Raw genomic sequence first — 4,400 nt, 5'->3', positions numbered from 1 at the left:
GGCTTATGACCATTAAGGGTTACACCATCTAAGATATTGGCTACTTTCTTAGGAGTGTTATTAGTAGAAGGAGTTGGGTTCCCTGGAATCACCACTGGGGTTACCTCTAACTTATTCTTCACCACTACAGTCACACTCGCTTCATTAGAAGAAGTAGTTGCTCCTTTTTCTTTTATCTTATACTTAAGGGTATAAACTCCTGCTTGTACACTTGATGAGACTTTTACCTTACCAGTAGCTGGCTCTATGGTTAAGCCTGTTACTGTATTGGTTGTCTGAATATCTACTTGGCTGAGCTGTACCCCTGTTACCCCTGCCAACTTATCATTAGACAGAACATTGAAGTCATTGCCTCCTACCTTTACATATTGGTCTGTTGTTGATTTCTCTACACTAACATTATCATCTACCGCTTGGATGGCATTAGAAGTTACCACTACTGTAGCGGTGGTAATAACACAAGTAGTAGGAGTTGCCTTATCACATACTTTATATCTTATAGTATAAGTGCCTGGAGGAGTCCCTTGAGGAATCTCTACCACCCCTGTAGTAGTATTGATTTTAGGTACTGGAGCACTTCCCTGTGGAGTAGCCGGTGTATCTATAGAAATCGCTACCTCTGTTGGTGTTGGAGGGACTCCATTTATCTTAGTATTTGTTAGGATATTACCTGCATTTGTTGGAGTACTATTGGTGGAAGGGTGCCCTGTATAGGTTTTGCTATCGCTCTGAACTCTATTAGTTACTATAACAGGAGTTGCTTTGCTCTTTACTGTTCCGCAAGCGCCTGTTATTTCCACATAATAATACTTAATACCTACTACTGATGTAGGTGGTGTAAAGGTAGAGGTAGTAGCTACTTGGGTACCTCCTGTATTGCTATTGGTAGTATTCACAAACCACTTATAGGTGAAAGGTCCTGTCCCTGTAGCAACTACAGACATTGCTACAGCAGAAGCTCCCTTATAATAATTAGCCTGATGAGGCTGCCCTGTAATCATCATAGAAGTTTGTATAGTTACCGTTACTTCACGACGAGCACTCTCACAACCATTAGCCGTTACTGCCCCATAGTATTTCTGAGAAGTCAATACCGTAGTTGGTGCTAAGGCTGTACCTCCTGTTGCAGAAGTATACCACTTAATACCTGCAATAGTAGAAAGGTCAGATACCTTTTTGTTCTCTGCACTACAATAGGTTTGTGTAGCAGCCACCGCAGGAGCTGCTGCTGTTGGGGTAATTGTTACTGTTACTTCCTGACGAGCACTCTCACAACCATTAGCCGTTACTGCTCCATAGTATTTCTGAGAAGTCAATACTGTAGTTGCGGGTAAAGCGGTACCTCCTGTTGCAGAAGTATACCACTTAATACCGGTAATATTAGAAAGATCAGACACCTTTTTATTCTCTGCACTACAATAGGTTTGTGTAGCAGTTACTGCAGGGGCTGCTGCTGTTGGGGTAATTGTTACTGTTACTTCACGGCGGGCACTCTCACAACCATTAGCCGTTACTGCTCCATAGTATTTCTGAGAAGTCAATACTGTTGTTGAGGGTAAAGCAGTACCTCCTGTTGCAGAAGTATACCACTTAATACCTGCAATAGTAGAAAGGTCAGATACCTTTTTGTTCTCTGCACTACAATAGGTTTGTATAGCAGCCACCGTAGGAGCCACTGCTGTTGGAATAATTGTTACCGTTACTTTTTTACGATCACTGCTTTCACAACCACTAATAGTTTGGCTTACATAATATTCCTTAGTTTGCAATAGGGTATTATCGGCTAAAGCAGTACCTCCTGTTGCAGAAAGGTACCAATTGCTATTGGTAAGCGTTATTGCTTTTATATCAGATATTTTCTTGTTCTCAGCCTGGCAAAAGGCAAATGTATTTGCCAGTGTAGGGGCAGGTGTCGGATTAGAAACAGTAACTGGTATAGTTTTAGTACAGGTATCTGGAAGCTGATATACCAAAATATCATCAATGGCAAAGTCATTAGCTGACTCATCATTATCAGTATCCTTAAACTTCATTTGTAATCGAGTAGCATTCCCAGGATTAAAGGTATATTCAATCTTCCTCCAATCTTTATTATTAGTATTTCCGGTAATATTTCCTGAGGTATTAATATTTACAGGAGTATTATTGTCTTTATTAATAAAAGACACTTCTATATTAGGAAAAAATTGTGTTACACCAGTATTATTAATATTGTATACGTAATATTCTACCGTAATATCCTTATTAGGCTCTACCTTTAGATCTTGCAAATAGAAATGGCTTGCAGCATTCTTTCCATAGTTAAAGGCAAGATAACGACCTTGTGAATCAGCACCATTCGAGGTATGATCCTGTGGACTTCGCCAATTCCAACTACGCATTGGGGTTAGGTTATTCACATTTGCCACTTGGTAATGTCCTTCTGGTAATACGTCAGCAGGATATCCTAAACCTCCTAATTTACAGATAAAAGGAGGAGGGACTACTGAAGAAGGTAATAAATATGGGCTTCCTGAACCGAAATCTTCTTTAAAGATAATCTTTTTAGCAGTATCCTTGTATGTAACTGTAACCGTATGAGCCCCTAATGATACATTATTGAATACATTAGAATTTTGTTCTGTTTCACTATCTAACTTATAAGAAGTATAAGTATAGTCAGTAGTATTGGTTGGAGTTACTGTGATTTTCCCTTTATGAGTTGTACAATTATATTCAGCAGTAGCATTAATATTGTTAGGATTAGCTGCTACTGTGATGGGAACTGTTTGAGGGATAGGACAACTTTGTGAAGATTGTGTGACTAAGATATTATCTAAGGCTACATCATTCCCTATTAGTGCAACAGCATTAGGATTACTTGGAACATACCCCCATTGGTTAAACATCCTTATAACAAAAATAAGCTCAGTATGGTTCCCTGTATTGGCAGCAACACCAATTGGATACCAATCATCATATCCACCATCCTTTACTCTTGGGACATCCAGTATATAAGATGAATAAAGAGGTGCTTTCGCTGCTACCTTTGCTTCATTTTCATAGATTTCAAGCCTAAGAGAGGGAATAGCTCTTTCATAACTGCTCCCAGAGGATAGCTTAACGGTATTAAATACAAAGGCAGAAAAATCCACATGCGAATTAGGAGCAACGGTTGCCTTACGCTTATAGATTACCTCCTTATCTGGTTGTACTATACTATTATAGTACATAACACGTCCATCAGGATCTTTATCCTTATCATGAGGCAACAGCCAAACATTATGATTTTGAGCATTAGTATAATCTGCATCCGTCATTCTGGCTACTGTATAACAGTAATCAGTTGCTAATGTTCTTCCTGGGTAAACTGTCCCATTAAGTACATGTGTCTTGTTCAGTGGAGCAAAATAAACATTAGGATTAGCATAAGGGCTTTTCACAGCCTTAGGTCCTCCTTCATATTTTCCAAAATCATCATAAAAAATAATTTCTTTAGCATTTGAAGGAGCTGGGGCTATATAATTAACGGTAAGATTATGTGTTCCTACTGGAATTGATGAAAAATAAGGACTACTATGAGTTACCCCTCCATACGTATAACTATACTGATAATTAGGTTGATTATTAGTAAGATTCACATTCCCCGTACCATTACAATTATAGATAACCCTGGAAGTAAAATTAGGCGCTACAGCCTTAGGAGGTACAGTTATTGTTAAGGGATAAGTTTTCGTACCCTTTCTTACCTGAAGGGAATGAGTTCCCACTCCAAGCCAAGCCTTATTTGTACCTACCCAGCCTGAACCAAAATTATATTGATAATCAGAGATATTTCCATCTACACTTATAACAACTTCTGCCTTATCCGCATTGGAACCTGTACCACAGCCTATAAGCTTAGCGATACCTACCTTAGGAGTGCTTTGTGCATATACCCCCAAGAAAGTAAAGAATAAGGTGATCGTCAGTACTTTGGTAAATGTACTTTGTAAAAAATTAACCATTTTTATCATCTTGCAATATATTTCAATGTATAAATTGGGTGCAAAAATACTCCTCTTTTTTTTAATTTTCCAACTTTTTCATCCTTTTTTTAGAAAAAGTTATTAACTTTTATCCTCTTTTCTTAATAGAATATTAGCTTGAGAATGTACCCTTATCTCTAATAATTGGTATAATATATTATTAATAAATAACTTACACCCCTATATTCCCTAATCAAAATTTCTTATTAATAAAAATTAAACTTTTTATCAATGCTTTTTTAATCAAATTTTAAAAAGAAAACTTATTAACAATTCTTTTAATCCTTAATGGACTATAATATTTAATGATTAATTGTTAATCATTCACTGCTTAAGTTTCATTAAAAAAATCTCCTTCAGCCTCTTCCACAGACAAGAAAAAATACTCTACAA

General features: G+C 37.3%; 1 protein-coding gene. It reads right to left on the bottom strand.

What is annotated here, in order from left to right:
- A partial coding sequence (locus VJJ03_RS11440; protein ID WP_323975692.1) for a hypothetical protein occupies positions 1–3,986 on the bottom strand: 3,986 nt, incomplete at its 3' end.
- Positions 3,987–4,400: the final 414 nt, after the last annotated feature.

Origin of the sequence: Capnocytophaga sp. G2 (assembly GCF_035282625.1) — a bacterium.
GTDB lineage: Bacteria > Bacteroidota > Bacteroidia > Flavobacteriales > Flavobacteriaceae > Capnocytophaga.
This window is presented reverse-complemented; position numbering and strand designations above follow the sequence as displayed.